This window comes from Lentzea sp. (assembly GCF_035525475.1).
In the GTDB taxonomy this organism is placed as follows: domain Bacteria; phylum Actinomycetota; class Actinomycetes; order Mycobacteriales; family Pseudonocardiaceae; genus Lentzea.
The window spans coordinates 1-19,909 of the sequence record NZ_DATLEC010000011.1 but is presented as its reverse complement, the minus strand read 5'-3'; the positions used below and the strand labels follow the sequence as shown (position 1 = coordinate 19,909).

Annotated in this window: 16 protein-coding genes and 1 tRNA gene; 4 read left to right on the top strand and 13 right to left on the bottom strand. The window is 69.5% G+C overall.

What is annotated here, in order from left to right; genetic code table 11:
* Positions 1-85 precede the first annotated feature (85 nt).
* Both VM306_RS01645 and VM306_RS01640 read right to left on the bottom strand, forming a co-directional pair.
* Positions 86-430, bottom strand: a complete 345-nt coding sequence (locus VM306_RS01645) for a hypothetical protein (RefSeq protein ID WP_325510393.1) — start codon at positions 428-430, stop codon at positions 86-88.
* Positions 427-1,170, bottom strand: coding sequence for a TauD/TfdA family dioxygenase (locus tag VM306_RS01640; protein ID WP_325510392.1), 744 nt, complete (start codon positions 1,168-1,170; stop codon positions 427-429). Before VM306_RS01640 ends, VM306_RS01645 begins: the two co-directional genes overlap by 4 nt.
* A 162-nt stretch (positions 1,171-1,332) precedes the next feature.
* On the opposite strand from VM306_RS01640, the gene VM306_RS01635 reads away from it, so the two are divergent.
* The gene (locus tag VM306_RS01635; protein WP_325510391.1) at positions 1,333-1,746 is read left to right on the top strand and encodes an NUDIX hydrolase; all 414 of its coding nucleotides are present in this window, start codon (positions 1,333-1,335) and stop codon (positions 1,744-1,746) included.
* Positions 1,747-1,950: 204 nt separating this feature from the next.
* Positions 1,951-2,805 (top strand): helix-turn-helix domain-containing protein, encoded by an 855-nt coding sequence (locus VM306_RS01630; protein WP_325510390.1) that lies wholly within the window; start codon positions 1,951-1,953, stop codon positions 2,803-2,805.
* A gap of 870 nt (positions 2,806-3,675) precedes the next feature.
* Here the strand turns inward: VM306_RS01630 and VM306_RS01625 are convergent.
* A tRNA-Thr gene (locus VM306_RS01625) sits at positions 3,676-3,749 on the bottom strand.
* A gap of 106 nt (positions 3,750-3,855) precedes the next feature.
* Here VM306_RS01625 and VM306_RS01620 point away from each other — a divergent pair.
* A complete protein-coding gene (locus VM306_RS01620) occupies positions 3,856-5,199 on the top strand; it encodes a hypothetical protein (RefSeq protein ID WP_325510389.1) in 1,344 nt (447 codons plus the stop codon).
* Positions 5,200-5,277: 78 nt separating this feature from the next.
* On the opposite strand, the gene VM306_RS01615 is transcribed toward VM306_RS01620, so the two are convergent.
* The 10 genes from VM306_RS01615 to VM306_RS01570 form a co-directional block, all read right to left on the bottom strand.
* On the bottom strand, positions 5,278-6,474 hold the full coding sequence (locus tag VM306_RS01615) for a DNA polymerase III subunit delta' (RefSeq protein WP_325510388.1): 1,197 nt from the start codon (positions 6,472-6,474) through the stop codon (positions 5,278-5,280).
* 28 nt (positions 6,475-6,502) lie between these two features.
* On the bottom strand, positions 6,503-8,548 hold the full coding sequence (locus tag VM306_RS01610; protein ID WP_414672310.1) for a bifunctional MFS transporter/dTMP kinase: 2,046 nt from the start codon (positions 8,546-8,548) through the stop codon (positions 6,503-6,505).
* Positions 8,549-8,617: 69 nt separating this feature from the next.
* Entirely contained in the window at positions 8,618-9,022 is a 405-nt protein-coding gene (locus VM306_RS01605; protein ID WP_325510387.1) for a hypothetical protein, read from the bottom strand.
* 17 nt (positions 9,023-9,039) lie between these two features.
* Complete coding sequence (topA, locus tag VM306_RS01600) at positions 9,040-11,808, bottom strand: type I DNA topoisomerase (RefSeq protein ID WP_325510386.1); 2,769 nt, start codon at positions 11,806-11,808, stop codon at positions 9,040-9,042.
* Positions 11,809-11,937: 129 nt separating this feature from the next.
* Positions 11,938-12,510, bottom strand: coding sequence for a hypothetical protein (locus VM306_RS01595; RefSeq protein WP_325510385.1), 573 nt, complete (start codon positions 12,508-12,510; stop codon positions 11,938-11,940).
* Between the two features lie 65 nt (positions 12,511-12,575).
* On the bottom strand, positions 12,576-13,124 hold the full coding sequence (locus tag VM306_RS01590) for a hypothetical protein (protein ID WP_325510384.1): 549 nt from the start codon (positions 13,122-13,124) through the stop codon (positions 12,576-12,578).
* Positions 13,125-13,128: 4 nt separating this feature from the next.
* Complete coding sequence (locus VM306_RS01585) at positions 13,129-13,719, bottom strand: hypothetical protein (protein WP_325510383.1); 591 nt, start codon at positions 13,717-13,719, stop codon at positions 13,129-13,131.
* A gap of 84 nt (positions 13,720-13,803) precedes the next feature.
* The gene (locus tag VM306_RS01580) at positions 13,804-14,373 is read right to left on the bottom strand and encodes a hypothetical protein (RefSeq protein ID WP_325510382.1); all 570 of its coding nucleotides are present in this window, start codon (positions 14,371-14,373) and stop codon (positions 13,804-13,806) included.
* A 29-nt stretch (positions 14,374-14,402) separates the two neighbouring features.
* A complete protein-coding gene (locus tag VM306_RS01575; protein WP_325510381.1) occupies positions 14,403-14,978 on the bottom strand; it encodes a hypothetical protein in 576 nt (191 codons plus the stop codon).
* Positions 14,979-15,044: 66 nt separating this feature from the next.
* A complete protein-coding gene (locus VM306_RS01570; protein WP_325510380.1) occupies positions 15,045-17,354 on the bottom strand; it encodes a sodium-translocating pyrophosphatase in 2,310 nt (769 codons plus the stop codon).
* 214 nt (positions 17,355-17,568) lie between these two features.
* Between VM306_RS01570 and VM306_RS01565 the strand changes: the two genes are divergently transcribed.
* Positions 17,569-19,866, top strand: a complete 2,298-nt coding sequence (locus tag VM306_RS01565; RefSeq protein ID WP_325510379.1) for a DEAD/DEAH box helicase — start codon at positions 17,569-17,571, stop codon at positions 19,864-19,866.
* The last annotated feature ends 43 nt before the right edge of the window (positions 19,867-19,909 follow it).

The window sequence follows — 19,909 nt, the reverse complement described above, 5'->3', positions numbered from 1 at the left end:
AGTGCGATCCCCCGGAAGTCGATCGGGCGTGCCGTCGCTTCGACCGCGTGCAGCAACGACCGGAAGACACCGGCTGCCGGTCTCGCTACGGCGTCCACAGGATCGGCCCGGTCGCCTTCACGAGCCGAGGCGCGAGCCGATCGCCAGGAGCCGGAATACTCAGCAGCTCCCGAACCACGTGCGTGAGTGAGCCCGTGCGCTCCCACACGATGCCGGGCGGCTCATCCCCATCGGTGCGCAACGCCATCGCGTCGTCCTCATCCCGAACGCGGACAGCGTCGATCCATCCACCTGGCCAGGCTCGGTAGCCGTCGACCTGTGTCGGCACTCCCTCGACCGCATCGCGGTGGACGAAGGTCCAACCCGCATCTCTGATCGCAATGAGCGCAGCAAGTGTTGGAAAGGCGCGGATCGCCGCGTCGTCGCTCATGCGGCATCACTCGACGCCCGGACACGAACACCCGTCACCACAACCAGTTCCGGCAAGGGATCGCCGTTCACGCGGTGGACCACACGCTGCCCGGTGAACGCTCGTCGACCGTGCAACCAGCGGTGGTTGTCCAGGACGTAGCCCTGCCCGGCAGTGAGCCCGAACTTGAACGCGTGGCGGTCGATCGCAGCGCGCAGCAATGGAATCCAGCGATCGACCTCGGGCGCGAACTGAGCGAGTTCGTCGAGCCGAAGTCTGACGGCAATCCGGCCGCCGCCGTTGTCGCTGAAGATCGAGCTGAGGTGCCCGGCCGCGCCGCCGAACAAGACGGAGCGAGGAGTACTCAAGGCGGTGAGCGCTTCAGGCTCCGACTCGGCGAGATCGTCGTACACGGCCTGGCCGTCGATGAGCACGCTCTCGCCGCCGGTTGTCGCTGCCTGCGTACAACTCATCATCAGCAGCGCCGGCGGATGCGGAACGCCAGAGCGATCAGTGTGCGGGTTGAGCGCACATGGGCTGAAGCCTGCGAACCCACTGCGCACGATCGACTCGCCGAGGTCAGCGATCGTGGTGATGCCATCAGGTCCGCTGTCCCGGTGCGGCACGACGATCGCGATCGACTGCGCGAGCCTGAGCAGGTCCTGGGGGCCGTCGAGACCGTCGACTACAGCGAGTCCCCGCTCGGCGATCAACTCGACCAGGCTGGCGGAGTCCGCGTTGACGCGATACGGCTCGATCATGGCGTCTACCTCCCGAAACGACTCGTCTACGGGATCAGCAGAACGCCGTTCTGTCCACCACGTCCAGTGACAGGTTGTCAACACCGCGTCGCGTCGGCACGGTGGGTTCCGGTGCTACTTTGCCGTTGAGCAGCCCGCCCGCGAATCACGGAGGACACCTCGATGAGCCAGCTTGCCTACCCCGTCTCGATCAAGGGCGTGGTGGTCCGCGACGGCAAGGTGTTGCTGCTGAAGAACGAGCGTGAAGAGTGGGAGCTGCCGGGCGGTCGCATCGAGCCCGGAGAGACTCCGGAAGAGTGCGTTGCCCGAGAGATCACCGAGGAGACGCAGTGGAAGGTGACGACCGGGCCGATCCTCGACACGTGGATGTACTACATCAACGTCGCCGAGAAGAACGTCTTCATCGTGACCTACGGATGCCACCCAGACGGCGACAACGAGCCCGTGCTTTCCCACGAGCACAAGGAAATCGGCCTGTTCGCCGAGGACGAGGTACCCGGCTTGAACATGCCCGAGGGCTACAAGCGCTCGATTGCGACGTGGTTTGAGCGGCTGCGCGCGGACGCGATCAGGTAAGCCATGAAGAGCAGACGGTGCGATGCGTGCGGAGCCGGGTTGAGTCGGCTCGCCGTCGAACTGATCTGCCCAACGTGTCACGCGAGCGCGCGCCACGTCGCACCGGTTGTTCCCGCTCGTCAGCTCATGCCCGCGGTGTGGTTGTGGTCGGCACCTGAAGCGACGTCCGCACTCAGAAGTCGTGATCTGGCAACGATCCTGCGCGTGTACCGCAGATTGAACAAGCTAAGTCAGGAACGGCTCGCCGCGCTGCTCGGTTACGACAAGACCTACGTGTCGATGATCGAGACCGGTCGCCGGAGCATCAGCAACGTGGCCACTCGGCGGCACATCGCGTGCACGCTCGGACTTCCGATGCACGCACTCGGCGTGACCGACAACGATGATGCCGACTTCGCGGCAATGATTCAGTTCGGCGACTCGACCATCCGCCTTGCCGAGATCGCACGCCAGTCCGGCAGGGCCGTCGATGCGGTCAACGAGCTGTGGCCGCTCGTCGCTCGGCTTGAGGCACGAGCCGCCGAGGGACGGGCCGAACGGGACACGATGATCCTGCTCGGGCAGGGCCGCGCCGCCCTCGGCGTCTCGCTCGGCACGGTGCTGCCAGAGGAACGGCTGACTGCTGCTGCCCGCTGGACGGGCAAGGCGCTGGTGATCGCCGAGCGCCTCGGTGACCGGGCGTTCCTCGCTCACGCGCTGCGGATGCACGGGAACGAGCTGCGCAAGGCTGACCACGTCGGCGCAGCTATCACCCGACTCAGCCGAGCCGTTGCCGTGTCTGAGGATCGCGAAGGCAGGGAGCTGCGTTCGCGCTTCTCGCTCGTACAGCAGGCGAACACGGTGACACGGACCTGTTCGGCCTCGCGATTAACGGGTACCGCGAACGGCTCGCCGACGGTGGCGGCCGAAGCATGTTGTTCAACCCGTTCACGTTCCGGGAGATCGAACTACGCGGCCTGGTCGCGACTGGTCGAGCTGCGGCCGCTGCGCGCGTCATGCAGACGGGGCAACCCGATGCTGCACCCGTCGCACCGCAGTGGCACATCATCGAGCGCGTAACCGCTGGCGAGGTTCTGCTCGCCGCCCGACAACGTGATGGCGCAGAGGCGTCCTTGCGCGCCGCACTCCTGGCCGCCGCGATCCACCGGTTGCCGCACCAGATTCAACACACGATCCGTGCTGCGAAGGCCGGCGAGTTGTTTCAGGTCGAGGTTGAGGGCCGCGCTGCTCTCCGACGGTTGAACGACTTGCTGACCGTCACCTAGAACACCTCAGGAATGTGGGCACTTCTGAAATCTCCCGGTTCCGTACACACAGCGAGCAGCTATGGCGTACTCGAAGGCGGCGACGGTCGCGACTCGACTCGTGCTCGACGGCTGGGACGTCGAGGAAAGAGACCCGAGGACGTCCAGCGGTGCGCGAGTCGTCGCGCTGGACGCCGAGACGGTCAAGGTCCTGCGGACGCACAAAGCGCAGCAGGCAGCCGAGCGGTTGGAGTGGGGCGAGGCCTGGGTCAACACGGGCCGTGTGTTCACCGAAGCCAACGGGACGCTGCTGCACCTCGGCAAGGTGTCCGAGGCATTCGAGAAGAACGTGCGGGCGTCGAGTGCCGCCGATCAGGCTGCAAGATCTGCGGCACGGTGCCACGACTCTCGCATTGGTGGGCGGTGCCGACATGAAGACCGTGCAGGAGATGCGCGGACACTCGTCCATCACCATCAGGTCGGACATTTACACGAGCGTTCTTCCCGAGGTCGCTCACCGAGCCGCCGAAGCAGCGGCCAAGCTCGTCCCGCGCAAGTCCACCGGAACCGATGGGCACTTCGGGCACACACGAGGCCCAGAGCAGCGCAGCTCTACAACTCGTCGCGGACATGGGACAAAAGAAAGACCCAGGTCAGGAAGCCTGACCTGGGTCCTATCCCACCGAGCCGCCTATCGGAATCGAACCGATGACCTGCTCATTACGAGTGAGCCGCTCTGGCCGACTGAGCTAAGGCGGCGAGACGCGTTAACTATAGCGGACCAGAAGACCCGTCACTCACGGGGGTCGGCTTCGTTGTACGGACAGTGACCGACGTCACCACCTCACCGCCGAGGAGTGGGTTCATGCGCCGTTCGTTCGCCGTGCCGCTGGCCGGGTTGTTGCTCGCGCTCGTCGCGGCGCCCGCGATCGCGCAGCCTCCTCCCACCACTCCGGTGCCGGGGCCGCGCGATCCGAACCAGCCGCCCGCGTCGGCGCCCAACGGTCCTCAGCCGCTCGGGCACGCGGTGGGTGACGCGGGTACCGGACTCAGCGTCGTCCGGCTCGGGCCGCAGGGGGTGCCGACGACCACGATCCTGCCGGGGTACGGCGAGCAGCTGCCCCAGCAGTCGGTCACCGAGTTCGGGCTGGGGCTCGCCAGCGCCCAGGTCAACACCGAGGCGTTCCTCACGACCGAGCGGGTGGTGACGCAGGCCAGCCCGTTCGGGTTCGCGGTGGCGGGGCGGGCGCCGCAGACGCCGGGGACGCTGGTGCAGACGGCGATTCCGGACAACCCGCAGCCGCTCAGCGGTGGGTTGCCGATTCCGGAGACTCCGCTGGGCAGGCTCAAGGCGCTCAACGGCAGCGTGCAGGCGCGGTGGGACGAGAAGCTCGGGCCGTGCGTCAGTCCGCTGGCCACGGCCAGGACCTCGCTGGCCGGGCTGGAGGTTCTCAGCGCGTTGCCGGCCGAGGTGCCGTTGCCCGCGAAGACCAGCCTCATCAGCGTTCCGGACACGTTCGAGGCCCACTCGCAGGTGCGGCTCGTCGACGTGCCCGGCGGCAAGAACAAGGCGGTCGAGTCGACGTCGACGATGCGCGCGGTCAGCGTGGAGCTGGCGGGTGGCATCAGGATCGACGTCGTCAGCCCGCCGACCCTCACGGCCACGGCCACCGGGGACGAGGCGACGTCGAAGATCAATTACACGGCGCCGGTGCTCAAGGTCAGCCAGAACGGCAAGGACCTCGGCACGCTGGACGCCGCGCACCCGGCGCTGGACATTCCGCTGCTGCTGGACCTGGTCGTCGTCAAGCTGCAGATCGCCGGGCTCACCGAGAAGAAGTCGGCCTTCAGCGGCAACGGCTTCAGCGGGTTCCAGCTCGGCGCGACCGCGCGGATGCTCGACGTGCAGCTGTTGCCGACGGACAAGCTCAAGCTGCCCGCCCTGCCGGCAGCGCTCGCGCAGATCTCGCTGGGCGAGCAGATCGTGCGGGCCGCGGCACCGCAGGGCGGCGTGGTCTGCGGGACGGCCCAGCCGCCCGCGCCCGAGCAGCCCGGTGGTCAGGCGGCGCCTCCCAAGAAGGCGCCGCCGCTCGCCTACACCAACGCCGCGTACCAGTCGATCCCGCTGTTCTGGACCGGCACGGGGCTGCTGCTCGCGGGTGTGGTGATCTTCGCCGCCCTGCCCGTCAGGCGCCAGAAGAACGACTGACCCAGGGGCTGGTAAAGGTCGAGCAGGCGGGCGATGTCGTGAAAGCCCGACGGGCACGCGTCCACGACGGCCGGACACTCAGCCGCGGTGCAGCGTCGTCACCATCGCCTCGACGGCGATCCGCGGCTTCACGTTGACCTCGATGGCCTCCCGGCAGGCCAGCACGGCCTCCAGCCGCCGCAGGATCGACTCCGCCGACCAGGTGGCGGCGGCGGTCTTGGAGTCGCCCGCGCGGTCCGGGTGCATCAGCGCGGCCTCGGACCCGGTCTTCGTCACCAGGGCGTCGCGGTAGAACCCGGCCAGGTCCACCAGGGCCATGTCCAGCGAGTCGCGCTGGGTCCTGGTGGCCCGGGACTTCTGCCGCTTCTCCAGGTCCTTCAACGCCCCCTTGGCGCCGCGGCTTGCGGCCGCGGTGCCCTTGCCGGTGCCGCCGGCCCCCATCGCGGTCTCCAGGGCCTCGCGTTCGGCCTCGTTGCGGGCCTCGTTGGCCGTGGCGCCGTCCTCCTCCGCGGCTTTGATCAGCTCGTCGGCGCAGGTGAAGACGTCGGCGGGCTTGCGCAGCGCGAGCGGGATCCTCAGCACCGACTCGCGCCGGGCGCGGGACTGCTCGTCGACGGCCAGCCGGCGGGCCCGTGCGACGTGCCCGCCGCACACCGAAGCCGCCCACTGGGCCATCTCCGGCGAGACCCCGTCCACCGCTTCCAGCGCCGAGGCGATGGCGGCGGGGCGGGGCGATCCCAGCGACACCAGGCGGCACCGCGAACGGATGGTCACCGACACGTCGTCGGGGTGGTCGGAAGGCGCGCACAGCAGGAAGACCGTCCGCTCCGGCGGCTCCTCGACGGCCTTCAGCAGGGCGTTGGCGGCGCCCTCCGTCAAGCGGTCGGCGTCCTCGATGATCACGACCTGCCAGCGGCCCGACGTGGGGCGGCGGGCGGAGATCTGGACCAGCGACCGCATCTCGGCGACCGAGATCGACAGGCCTTCCGGTGCCACGACGCGCACGTCGGCGTGGGTGCCGTGCAACGTCGTGCGGCAGCCGCCGCACTCGCCGCAGCCGGGGCGGTCGTCGGTCACCCTGCACTGCAGCGCGCCGGCGAAGGCGCGGGCGGTGGACGAACGGCCGGAGCCGGGCGGTCCGGTGAAGAGCCAGGCGTGGGTCATCACGCCGGGGGCGGGAGTGCCTCCCGCGACGATCATCGCCGCGGCTTCGGCGGCCGCGGACAGGGTCGCCACCGCCTCGGGCTGGCCGACCACCTCGTCCCACACGCTCATGGGTCCAGTCTCCCAGCGGGCGGGGAGGTCACAGCGTCGGGGCGGCGGCTTCGGGAACCGGGCGCTTGCGGGTCGCGAGCAGCGGGATGACGGCGGAGCGGACCCGTTCGGCCACGGCGTCCACGTCGCCTTCCGCCTCGACCACGAGGTAGCGGTCGGGGTCGGCGGCGGCCATCTCGCTCAGCAGCCGCTGGACGCGCCAGTGGTTTTCCAGGCCGATCGCCTTGCCGTCGACGTCGGGGCGGTCGAGCAGGATGGTCAGGTCGGGACGCAGCCGGCCCGTGGCCCAGTCGACCAGGCCTTCGAGCTCCTGGTGCTCCAGGCTGGAGGTGGCGGAGAAGTGCGCCAGCGGAGAGTCGACGTAGCGCTCCATCACGACGACGGAACCCTCGTCCAGTGCGGGACGCACCTGCCGTTCGACGACATCGGCACGCACGGCGGCGGCTACGAGAGCCTGCGCGCGCACGCCCGCCAGTTCGGCGGAGGACAGCATCGTGCGCAGACGGCGTTCGTCGTGCTCGGGGTCGGCGGCCAGCAGCACGTCGAGGCCCTCGGCACGCAACGCCGCGGCCAGGCGGCGTGCCTGCACGGAGGTGTCCTCGCGGGTGTCACCCTCGACCGCGATCAGCAGGCCCTTGGTGGCCCGGCGGCCGCGGATCGCCGCGAACAGCGACGACAGCACCGGCTCCTCGCGGCGGTCGTCCATCTGCCGGTACGCGACGAGGCCCAGGACGATCGCGATCGCCGCGCCGCCGAGCATCACCGGACGGGTCGCGTCGACCTCCATCGGGTGGCCGAAAACGCTGATCGTGCGCTTCTGCAGCAGCGCGACCAGCAGCGGAGCACCGGCGGACGCGCCGAACAGCACGACCTTGAGCAACGACTGGATCAACGCCACCGTGCGGCCGCGCATCTCGTCCTCGACCTGCGAGCCGACGATCGTCAGGCCGGTCAGGAACGCCACGCCGGCGCACGCGCCGACCAGCATCACCGTCAGCAGCGCGATCCACAGGTGCGGGGCCAGCGCGACCAGCACCAGCGTGATGCCGGCGAGGACGATCGTGACGCCGAACAGGCGGTTGTAGGTGAGCCGGCGGGCCAGGCGCGGCGCCGTGGCCATGCCTATCGCCAGACCGACGAACACGGCCACGAACAGCAGGCCGAACGTCGAGGCGCCGCCCAGCAACGACTGCGCGTAGAGCTTCGCGGTCGCGATCACGACACCGGCCGCGGCGAACGCGCCGATCATGCCGATGACCAGGCCGCGGACCAGCGGGGTCTTGCCGGCGAACCTCAGGCCGTCGCGGAGCATCGCGACGAAGCCCGGCTTGTCGGCGTCGACCTCCTTCTTCTTGGCCGCCGGGCGGCCGGAGAGCTCGGGCAGCCTGGTCGCGATCAGGATCGCGGACGTGAAGTACAGCAGGCCGTTGATGATCACCGCGATCGTCGCGATGGTGAACTCGAGGTTGCCGCCCTGCAGGTTCAGGTAGCCGGGGATGCCGGCGATCAGCGAGTACAGCCCGAAACCGCTGATCGTGGAGATGCCGTAGGTCATCACCAGGCCCAGCTGGTTCGCCGACTCGACCTGGTCGGGGCGGCGCAGCAGGTTCGGGACCGCCGACTCCTTGGCGGGGATCCACAGCATCGCGCAGCAGCCCACCAGGAAGTTCGCCACGAACAGCCAGATCGGCGAGCCGATCAGCGCGATCGAGATGAACAGCGACCCGCGCAGCACGTCGCAGACCATCATCACCTTGCGGCGGTCGAACTTGTCCGCCAGCACGCCGCCGATGGGCGCGAAGAGGATGCCGGGCAGCAGCTGCGTGAGCACGACCAGCGACAGCGCGAACGACTGCCACTGGTAGCTGTTCATCATCTCGGAGACGAGACCCGTCAGCGCCAGCAGTGACAGCCAGTCACCAACACTGCACAGGTAGGTGACAAGCCACAACCGCCGGAACGGCCTGATGGCCAGCACCGAGCGCAGCCGGTGGACCGTGGACACGCTGGTCTGGGCCTGCCCTGCCTGGCCTGCCTCGGTCACCGGTGTGTCCGCGTCCTGAATTTCAGTCACCCCTATCAACCCAACCCCGTGCGGTCAGGGTAACCGGATGTGGTGGGTGAAGTCGGCGGACTCTCAGCGTTACCCGCCGAAGATCGCCCCGAGGACGCCGAGCAGCACCAGGACGAAGAAGGCGATCACGACCAGGCAGCCGAGGAACGCGGCCACCCCGCTGGCGGGCTTGGCGGGCTGTTGTTGTTGCGCCACAGGGATTTGCGTCGCCGGAGCCCACGGCTGCCGCACGACCTGCCGCTGCTGGGCGCGCGGCCGGCGCTGCTCCCGTTGCATCTGCGACCAGATGGCCTGCCGCACGTCGTCGGTCGGCACCGGCGGTGTCGGCACGGACACACGTGACGTGGAAGACGCCGACGTCCACTGAGGAGCGATCCACGTGTCGGCGGTCACCAGACCCGCCAGCGGGTCGGGGAACAGCCTGGGAGGCGGCGGGTCCTGGGTCCCGTCCGGACCGAACTCGGATCTCGGCACCGCCACCTCCTACCGGCTCAGCTCTTGGACTTCGCGGGAGCCTTCTTGGCCGCGGGCTTCTTCGCGGCCGTCGTCGCCTTCTTGGCGGGGGCCTTCTTCTTGACGGGCCCCTTGGCGCGCTTCTCGGCCAGCAGCTCCGCCGCGCGCTCGTCGGTGATCGTCTCGACGCTGTCGGTCTTGCGCAGCGACGCGTTCGCCTCACCGTCGGTGACGTACGGCCCGAACCGGCCCTCCTTGATCACCATCGGCTTGCCGGACACCGGGTCGTTGCCCATCTCGCGCAACGGCGGAGCGGCGGCGGCGCGGCCGCGCTTCTTCGGCTCGGCGTAGATCTTCAGTGCCTCGTCCAGCGTGACCGTGAAGATCTGGGACTCGTCCGTGAGCGACCGCGAGTCCGTGCCCTTCTTCAGGTACGGGCCGTAGCGGCCGTTCTGCGCGGTGATCTCGGCGCCCGTCTCCGGGTCCTTGCCGACCACACGCGGCAGCGAGAGCAGCTTCAGCGCGTCGTCCAGCGTCACGGTGTCGAGCGACATCGACTTGAACAGCGAGCCGGTGCGCGGCTTCGGCGCCTTCGCCTTGGACGGCGTGCCGTTCTCGGCCGCCTCGGGCAGCACCTCGGTCACGTACGGGCCGAAGCGGCCCTCCTTGGCCACGATCTCGTTGCCCGAGACCGGGTCGGTGCCCAGGGACCGGCCCTCCTGCGGCGTCGAGAAGAGCTTCTCGGCGATCTCGTTCGTCAGCTCGTCCGGCGCCAGGTCGTCCGGCAGGTTCGCGCGCTGCGCGGCACCGTCGACCTCGCGCTCCAGGTACGGGCCGAAGCGGCCGACGCGGACCACGACCGTGCGGCCCTCGTCGTCGCTGAACAGCGGGATCGAGTTGACCTCGCGCGGGTCGATGTCCTCGACGCCCGTGCCGACCAGCTTCTTCAGGCCACCGGAGCGGCCGATCGAGCCGTCGGGCCCGACGCTGCCGCCGAAGTAGAACCCGGACAGCCACGTCGTGCGCTGCTGACGACCGGCGGCGATGCCGTCCAGCTCGTCCTCGAGCGCGGCGGTGAAGTCGTAGTCGACGAGGCGGCCGAAGTGGCCCTCGAGCAGACCCACGACGGCGAACGCCACCCACGACGGGACCAGCGCCGCGCCCTTCTTCCACACGTAGCCGCGGTCCTGGATGGTGCTGATGATCGACGAGTAGGTGGAGGGACGGCCGATGCCGAGCTCCTCCATCGTCTTGATCAGCGACGGCTCGGTGAAGCGCGAGGGCGGCGACGTGGTGTGGCCGTCCGCGGACAGCTCCGCGATCGTCAGGTCCTGGTCCTTGACCAGCTGCGGCAGGCGCGACTCCGCGTCGTCCGACTCGCCACCGGCCTCGGCGTCGACGGTCTCGACGTAGGCCTTGAGGAAGCCGGCGAACGTGATCGTGCGGCCGGACGCGGCGAACGTGACCTCCTGGCCCGTCGCGGCACGGCCCTGGATGCGCACGCTGGTCGTGTTGCCCCGCGCGTCGGCCATCTGGGACGCGATCGTGCGCTGCCAGATCATCTCGTAGAGCTTGAACTCGTCGGAGTCGAGCTCGGGGGCCACCTGGCCGGGCGTGCGGAAGACCTCTCCCGCCGGCCTGATCGCCTCGTGGGCCTCCTGCGCGTTCTTGACCTTGCGCGTGTACTGGCGCGGCTTGTCCGAGACGTACTGGGCGCCGTAGAGGTCCGTGGCCTGCGTGCGGGCCGCGTTGATCGCCGTCTCCGACAGCGTGGTGCTGTCGGTGCGCATGTAGGTGATGTAGCCGTTCTCGTACAGCTTCTGCGCCGTGCGCATGGTGCGGTCGGCGGAGAACCGCAGCTTGCGGCCCGCCTCCTGCTGCAGCGTCGAGGTCATGAACGGCGCGTACGGCTTGCGCGTGTACGGCTTCTCCTCGACGGAGGAGACCTTGACCGGCGCGTTCTCGAGCCCGTTCGCGATGGCCCTGGCCTGCGCCTCGTCCAGCACGACCACGTCGGCCCTGCCGGTGAGCTTGCCGTCCGAGCCGAAGTCGCGGCCCGTGGCCAGGCGCGTGCCGTCGACGGCGACGAGCCGTGCGCCGAACTGGCGCGGCGTGGCCTGAGCACCGGCGTCCATCTGCGCCGAGATGTCCCAGTAGCTCGCCGAGACGAACTTCATGCGCTCGCGTTCGCGCTCCACGACCAGACGCGTCGCCACGGACTGCACGCGGCCTGCCGAGAGCTTCGGCATGACCTTCTTCCACAGCACCGGGCTGACCTCGTAGCCGTAGAGGCGGTCGAGGATGCGGCGGGTCTCCTGGGCGTCGACCAGGTCCTGGTCGAGGTCGCGGGGGTTGGCCGCGGCGGCCCGGATCGCGGACTCCGTGATCTCGTGGAACACCATCCGGCGGACCGGGACCTTGGGCTTGAGCGTCTCCAGCAGGTGCCACGCGATGGCTTCACCCTCGCGGTCACCGTCTGTCGCGAGGTAGAGCTCGTCGACGTCCTTCAACGCCTCCTTGAGCTCCGAGACCAGCGACTTCTTGTCCGCGGAGATCACGTAGAGGGGCTCGAAGTCGTGGTCCACGTCCACGCCGAGCCTGGCCCACGCCTGTCCCTTGAACTTGGCGGGCACGTCGGCGGCACCGCGCGGCAGGTCCCGGATGTGTCCCCTGGAGGACTCCACGACGAAGTTGGCGCCGAGGTAGGACGCGATCTTGCGTGCCTTCGTGGGCGACTCGACGATCACCAGTCGTCGGGTGCCACCCGCTCCTCCGTCGCTCTTCCTCGTCCGTGTAGATCCAGCCACTCGCCGTCCCGCTCTCTTCCAAACCCGGTTCCCAGGCCCGCCAGTGTTGCCCAGCGTCGACCGAAAAGCACACCATCCGCGACGCCCGTACGACGAGACAGAGTGACACAACCATGCCGGACGGCCCGCTCAGGCCGCCGGCCAGGTGCTGCACGCCACCCCGTGCGGAGGGCTTCCTACCAGCTCAGCGAGCCGCGCCAGCCGTCGTCGGCCGGTCACCCGCAACGCCGGAGCCCCTACCAGGGTGCACGGAAGTCCCGACGCGAGCAGCGCATTTTGCAACGGTAGGTGTGTCTGAGGTGCGTTGGGGTCCAAACCGAGCAGGTAGGTGGACTCCGACCAGCTGCCCGCCGCGAGCGCCCAGACGCGCAGCACTGCTCCGTTCAGCTCGAAGTCGTCCGGCACCGTCTTGGCGGATCCGTCCAGCCAGCGGGCGGCCAGTGGGGTGAGATCGGTGCGGAACGGCGTGCGGACGAACCGCGTTCCCTCCTCGTTGACGCACAGCTCGGACGTGACCCCGCGCTCGTCGCAGGCCTGCTTGAGGGGCCGGTACCGCCACTCGTCGCGCAGCTCGACGTACACGCGGGCCGCTGTGCCGCGCGCGAAGCTGACGGCCTGCCCCGGCCCGCAGAGGAAGCCGGCGAGGTCCGCCTTGTCCGGCGTGCGCGCCTCGGCCGAGAAGAAGGACAGCTGCCCCACCACGGCCCACAGGGTAGAACAGACGTTCGACTGTGACCAGTGGTGCGCTTGTGACTACGCCGGTCGAGCTACTGGTTCTGACTTCCCGCCTGCAGCTCCGTGCACGGGCCGGACCTGCCCATCGCCGCCGAGTACTTGGGCGACTTCTCCAGCGCGTCGAACGTCGCCCGCAGGTCCTCCGGGCTGCTCACCTGCGACGTGTCGGCCAGGACCTTCTCGGCGCCGTCCCAGAACCGGTCGTTCGGCTCCAGCGCCCTGACCGGCGCCTCGGCCGCGGCGTACGACCTGGCCGACTCGCCGACGTACTTCGTCAGCCGCTCGTGCACGTCCTTCAGCTCTTCCGAGGGCGGGCCGAGTTCCTCCAGCTTCTTCTCGGCCTCGGCGAGCGCTTTCGCGTTGCCGGTGACGAGCGCGAGGTAGGCCGTCTTGACCGCCGCCGGGTCGGCCGGGTCCTGCGCGGTCAGCTCCTGGCCGGCCTTCTTGCCGGGCAGGAGGCCGGTGCAGAACGCGTCGACCCACCTGGCCTGGGCGTCGGTGAGCGGGTCGTCCTCGTCGGAGCCGCACGCGCCGGTCAGCAACGCCGTGGCCAGGAGAGCGGTGATCAGACGTGGAAGCACGCCGTCATTTTCCAGGCGCCTGCTTGTCCGCGCTCTGCCAGTCCGTGCACGCCTTGCTCGAACGGAACGCATCGGCGTACCGGGGATTCTGCGCGATCGGCGTGAACAACGCGCCGATCTGCTCGCCGACCGACCCCATCTCGATGGCCATGACCTGCTCGTACCGCTCCGGGAACGCGTCGTCGTTCGCGAGGGACCGCAGTCGCTCGGCCGCCTTGTCGAAGCGTCCCGCCTCCTCGCGCAACGCGCTGACCAGCCGTTCGTGCACGCTCTGGACGTCGGACCCGAGCGGGCCGAGCTTCTCGACGTCGTCCGCGATCCTGCGGTCGGACACCGCTGCCATCGACACCCAGAGCACGACGGCGTCCTTGACCGAGGTACGGCCGTCGATGTTCCGCAGGTCGTTCCTCGCCTTCGCCGCGAGGCCCAACGGCGTGCAGTAGGCGTCGAACCAGGCCGCCGGATCGGCTCCGGGAGCCTCCGAGGTCGTCGTCACGGCGTTGCTGGTCGTGGCCGGTGCGGGCGCTGCCGCCTGTCCTGAGCACGCGCTCACGGACAGGACACAGGCCAGGACGAGGCCAGCGGTCGTTCTCACTTCGGTTCCCCCGGGAAGCATCGAGCCGGATCACCGAACCGTAACTCGTTCGGGTGATCCGGCTCGGGGTGTCCGGAAAGCGCGTCACGAAGTCGGTGCGGAAGAGGACGACGAGGTCTGCAGGCCCTTGCAGTTGCCGGCCTTCTGCGCGGCCCCCGCGAGACCGGTCTCGTCGAACTTCCTCTGCACCTGCGCACCGCTGTTCTCCAGCGCGGACGCCCTGGTGGCCATCTCGGTGAACGCGGTGACCACCTGGGTGGCGTCGGTCGACGAGTCGAGCTTCGACCTCGTGTCGGTGAGCAGGGTCCTGATCTGGTCCATGCCGCTCTCGGCGGTGGTGACCAGCTCCTTCGACCTCGGGTGCGGGCCGTCCTCCAGCGCCTTGAGGTCGGTGATCGACCTGTCGACCGCGGCGACCTTGGTGCCGAGCCAGTCGGACAGGCCGGCCTTGAGCGTCGACGGGTCGGTCATGTCGACGCCCGGCTCGTCCGACATGGCTTTCACGGTGCCGTCGACGGCACCGCATACCTTGTCCATCCACGCGACGACGTCGGCCTCGCTGGGCGCTGATGACGACGTGGGCGAACTCCCGCTGTCGCACGCGGAAACCGCGAGCAGGCAGGTCGTCATGAGTGCGATTGCTGTGCGACGCATGGGCCGGAAGCTACTCGGGGCGGTCACGCTCAGCTCGTCGGCGTGACGTTGAGGCGCTGCATCTCCTGGCACTTCTGCGCGGTCTGCGTGGCCTTCTGCAGCTCGGGGACGTCCTTGAGGTCGCGCAGCGGGTCGGCGAGCTCGGTGAGCTTGGTGATGGCCTCTCCTGCGGCCTGGATGCCCCCGGTGGCGTCGTTGGCGTCGGCCTGCTCGATCTTCGTCTTGGCGTCGGCGAAGACGGTGCCGAGCGAGGTGAAGGTCTCGGCCATCTTGGTGACCGCCTCCTCGCCGCCGGCGACGGGCGACGGGCCGACGTTCTTCAGGCCCTCCGCGGACTTGGTGAAGGCGTCGGCGAGCTGGCCCATGTAGGCGGCCATGTCGGCCTTGACCTTGGTGGAGTCCGCCGCGTCGAGCTTCGGCGCGGTCTTCTCGATCTTGGCGAACTCGGAGGCGGCGCCGCAGACCTTGTCCATGTAGGCGACGGCCTCGGGGGTGGCCGCGCCGCTGGCGGAGGGCGTCGGGGAAGCGCCGGAGTTGCCACCGGTGGTGCACCCTGCCAGCGCGAACGCGGCCGCAGCGGCAGTGGCGACGAGGCTGCGCCTCATGTCGGAACTCCTAGGTCGGGGTACGTCGGGGGAAGACCCGAACGTACCCCGACCTGAGGTGCGGGACTACGCGGCGCCGTTGCTCACGGTCTCCGCGGGGGTGTCCGCGATCGCGGTGCCGCGACGCTTGGACACGACGACCGCACCGACGATGATCAGCGCCGCGACCACGGCGATCGCGATGCGGATCGGGTCGGACGCGCTGTCACCGATGGAGAAGGTGACGATGGCGGGCGCGATCAGCACCGAGACCAGGTTCATCACCTTGATCAGCGGGTTGATGGCAGGGCCGGCGGTGTCCTTGAACGGATCGCCGACCGTGTCGCCGATGACCGTCGCGGCGTGGGCCTCTGAGCCCTTGCCACCGTGGTTGCCGTCCTCGACCAGCTTCTTGGCGTTGTCCCAGGCACCACCGGAGTTGGCCAGGAACACCGCCATGAGCGTGCCGGTCGCGATCGCGCCGGCGAGGTAGCCCGCCAGCGGGCCGACGCCGAGGCCGAAGCCGACGGCGATCGGGGCGAGCACGGCCATCAGACCGGGGGTCGCGAGCTCGCGCAGCGAGTCCCTGGTGCAGATGTCGACGACCTTGCCGTACTCCGGCTTCACCGAGTAGTCCATGATTCCGGGGTTCTCGCGGAACTGGCGGCGCACCTCGAACACGATGGCACCGGCGGCGCGCGTCACGGCGTTGACCGCGAGACCCGAGAACATGAACACGACGGCCGCGCCGATCGCGACGCCGACGAGCACGTTCGGGCTGAACACGACGTTGCTGAACGACACGGGCAGGTCGCCCGCGACGTTGCCGACCTTGGCCAGCGCCTGCGTGATCGCGTCCTGGTAGGAGCCGAACAGCGCGGTCGCGGCGAGCACGGCCGTCGCGATCGCGATGCCCTTGGTGATGGCCTTGGTCGTGTTGCCGACCGCGTCGAGCTCGGTGAGGATCTGCGCGCCCTCGCCGTGCACGTCACCGGACATCTCGGCGATGCCCTGCGCGTTGTCGGAGACCGGGCCGAAGGTGTCCATCGCGACGATGACGCCGACGGTCGTGAGCAGACCGCACCCGGCGAGCGCGATCGCGAACAGCGAGACGATGACCGAACCGGAGAGCAGGAACGCGCCGTACACGGCCGCGCCGATGACGAGCGCGGTGTAGACCGCGGACTCGAAACCGACCGAGATGCCGGACAGGATCACCGTGGCCGCACCGGTCAGCGAGGTCTTGCCGACCTCCTGCACCGGCTTGTGCTCGGTGCCCGTGTAGTAGCCGGTCAGCCACAGGATGACGCCCGCGAGCACGATGCCGATGATCACCGCGACGGACGCGATCAGCGCCGGGTTGCCGCTGGTGGCCTTGACCGCGTCGCTGATGCCGTTGAGGTCCGCGAAGGAGCTCGGCAGGAACGAGAACGCCGCGATCGTGCACAGCACCGCGGAGATGACCGCGGAGATGTAGAAGGAGCGGTTGATGGCCGCGAGGCCGTTCTCCCCCGCCTTCGCCTTCGTGGTGTAGACGCCGATGACCGCGGTGAGCACGCCGATCGCGGGAACGATCAGCGGGAACAGCAGGCCCTGCGAACCGAACGCGGCGGTGCCGAGGATCAGCGAGGCGACCAGCGTCACGGCGTAGGACTCGAAGAGGTCCGCGGCCATGCCGGCGCAGTCACCGACGTTGTCGCCCACGTTGTCCGCGATGGTGGCGGCGTTGCGGGGGTCGTCCTCGGGGATGCCCTGCTCGACCTTGCCGACCAGGTCGGCGCCGACGTCGGCGGCCTTGGTGAAGATGCCGCCACCGACGCGCATGAACATCGCGAGCAGCGCGGCGCCGAAACCGAAGCCCTCCAGGACCTTCGGGGCCTGGCCCGCGTACACGAGCACGACCAGCGCGGCTCCGAAGAGGCCGAGACCGACCGTGGTCATGCCGACCACACCACCGGTGCGGAAGGCGATGCGCGTCGCCTTCTCGCGACCGCCCTCCTCGTTTGCGGCGGCGGCGACACGCACGTTGGCGCGCGTGGACAACCACATGCCCAGGTAGCCGATAGTCGCCGAGAACACGGCACCGACGATGAAGAACAATGATCGGCCGATTCGTTCGGACAAATCATCTGCCGGTAGCGCGAACAGCAGAACGAACACGATCACGACAAAGATGCCGAGCGTGCGGAACTGCCGGTTGAGGTAGGCCGCTGCGCCCTCCTGAACCGCCTTGGCGATGTCCTGCATCTTCGGGGTGCCCTGGCCTGCGGCCAGCACCTCCTTGAGCAGCACGTACCCGACGGCGAGAGCAGCCAGGGCGACCACGGCGACCACGGCTACGACGCCGCGATCACCCCCGGAGAGCTCGAGGCTCTCCGCGAGGAATTGCCGGGACATCCGTCCTCCTGGTGAGTTGCCATGTGCAGCGCCAAGGCAGACCAGCCGCCCAGCGCGACGTGACGCATCCCTCATTGGATGCGATGAGCGGGGAGTCTAGGGGGTGCTTGCAACGGGGCAACGAAACGTCCCGATCCGTGCACACACCGTTATCTGCGCAGGAAGTCGGCCACGCCCGGCCGGAAGTGTCGGGGCCGTGTGCGAAGCTCGGCTCGTGGTGGATCAGGGACGGCGGTTGCTGGACCGCGTGCTGGCGGGAGTGCCCGCCGGGGAGTCACCCCTCACACACGCACGTGATCTGCCGTCACGGCAGGCTGATCACGTCGAATGGCCTTCGTGGGCCGCCTCGCGGGTCGTCGAGGCGTTCGCGGAGACGGGCGTGCGCGAGCCGTGGCGGCACCAGGTGGAGGCGGCGTCGCTCGCGTGGTCCGGCAGGCACGTGGTGCTCGCCACGGGCACCGCGTCGGGCAAATCGCTCGCCTACCAGTTGCCCGTGCTTTCCACTCTTTTGGCGGACACGAAGGCGACGGCGCTGTACCTGTCGCCGACCAAAGCCCTTGGCGCGGACCAGCTGCGGTCGCTCGGCGAGCTGGGCGTCGAGGGGGTGCGCGCGGCGGCCTACGACGGCGACACCCCGATGGCCGAGCGCGACTGGGTCAAGGCCCACGCCAACTGGGTCTTCACCAACCCGGACATGCTGCACCGCGGAATTCTCCCGCAGCACTCGAAATGGCTGCGGTTCTTCCGGCGGCTGAAGTACGTGGTGATCGACGAGTGCCATTCCTACCGAGGTGTTTTCGGGTCGCACGTGGCGTTGTTGATGCGCCGCCTTCGGAGGGTCGCGCGCAAATACGGCGCGGATCCGATCTTCGTTTTGGCATCGGCCACTGTGGCTGATCCTTCTTCTTCCGCGGAACGGCTGCTCGGTGTGCCCGTTTCCGCTGTCGTGGACGACTTTTCGCCGCGTGCGTCGCGCACGGTCGCGTTGTGGGAGCCGCCACTGACCTCTCTGGAGGGTGAGAACGGCGCGCCCGTCCGGCGCTCGGCGGGCGCGGAGACGTCGCGGATCCTCGCCGACCTGGTCGTCGAGGGCGCACGGTCGCTCGCCTTCGTGCGCTCGCGCCGCGGCGCGGAGCTGACGGCGATGGGCGCGCAGCGGATCCTGTCCGAAGTGGACGGTGAGCTGCCCTCTCGCGTGGCGGCCTACCGGGGCGGGTTCCTGCCGGAGGAGCGGCGGGCGCTGGAGAAGTCGCTGTCCACCGGCGACCTGCTCGGCGTCGCGACCACGAACGCGCTGGAGCTGGGCGTCGACATCGCCGGTCTGGACGCCGTGGTGGTGGCCGGGTTCCCCGGCACGCTGGCCTCGTTCTGGCAGCAGGCGGGCCGCGCGGGCAGGTCGGGCGACAGCGCGCTGGTGGTGTTCGTGGCGCGCGACGACCCGTTGGACACGTACCTGGTGCACAACCCGGCGGCGGTGCTGGACAGGCCGGTGGAGGCCACGGTGCTGGACCCGCTGAACCCCTACGTGCTGGGTCCCCAGCTGGCGTGCGCGGCGTCCGAGATGCCGCTGACGCCCGCGTGCCTCGCCGACTTCGGCGGGCCGCTGGCCGAGGCCGTGCTGGAGGAGCTGGTGGCCGAGAAGCTGCTGCGCCGCAGGCCGGCGGGCTGGTACTGGGCCTCGCACGACCGCCCGCACGCCGGGGTGGACATCCGCGGTTCCGGCGGCGAGCAGGTGGCCGTCGTCGAAGCGGACTCCGGCCGGATGCTCGGCACGGTCGATCCGGGATCGGCCTGCTGGCAGGTGCATCCGGGCGCCGTGTACCTGCACCAGGGGCGCGCGTACGTCGTCGACGAGCTCGACCTGGACAGCGGGCTCGCGCTGGTCCACCGCGAGGACCCGGAGTGGACGACCCAGCCGCGCGACTGCGTGGACATCACGGTCGTGAGCGAGATCGAACGCACCGACTTCGGCGGCGTGTCGGTGTCGCTGGGCGAGGTGGAGGTGACGACGCAGGTGGTCGGGTACCTGCGCCGGCTGCCGTCCGGTGTCGTGCTCGACCAGATCCCGCTCGACCTGCCGGAACAGACCCTGCAGACCCGCGCCGTCTGGTACACCGTCGACGAGTCGCTCCTGCTCGGCGCGGGTGTGGAGGCGAAGCGGATCCCCGGCGCCCTGCACGCCGCCGAGCACGCGGCGATCGGCCTGCTGCCGCTGTTCGCGACCTGCGACAGGTGGGACATCGGCGGCGTGTCGACGGCCGTGCACCCGGACACCGGCATGCCGACGGTCTTCGTCCACGACGGGCACCCCGGCGGCGCGGGCTTCGCGGACCGCGGCCACTCGGCGTTGCGGGCCTGGCTCTCGGCGACGCGGGCGGCGATCAGCGCGTGCTCGTGCCCGATGGGCTGCCCGTCGTGCGTGCAGTCGCCCAAGTGCGGCAACGGCAACGACCCGCTCGACAAGGCCGGCGCGATCCGGCTCCTGGACGTGCTCCTCCGGGCGGCGGTCTGACCCGGCGGGTCATCGCGGCACCAGCCCGCCCGACCAGACCGGA